Here is a 233-nt window from a genome sequence, read left to right as displayed (position 1 = left end):
GATCAGCCTGTTATCCCCGGAGTACCTTTTATCCTTTGAGCGATGTCCCTTCCATACGGAAACACCGGATCACTATGCTCTAGTTTCCTACCTGATCGACTTGTCTGTCTCCCAGTCAAGCACCCTTTTGCCATTACACTCTTGGGCCGGTTACCGATCGGCCTGAGGGTACCTTTAGAAGCCTCCGTTACGCTTTTGGAGGCGACCACCCCAGTCAAACTACCCACCAAGCA

General features: G+C 52.4%; 1 rRNA gene. It reads right to left on the bottom strand.

The window, feature by feature from the left end:
- A 23S ribosomal RNA gene (locus I6E11_RS15570) occupies positions 1–233 on the bottom strand; the annotation flags it as partial.

It is taken from the genome of Bacteroides caecigallinarum, from assembly GCF_021531075.1.
Taxonomy (GTDB): domain Bacteria; phylum Bacteroidota; class Bacteroidia; order Bacteroidales; family Bacteroidaceae; genus Phocaeicola; species Phocaeicola caecigallinarum_B.
Note: the sequence above shows the minus strand (reverse complement) of the source record. Positions and strands in the feature narration are given on the sequence as shown.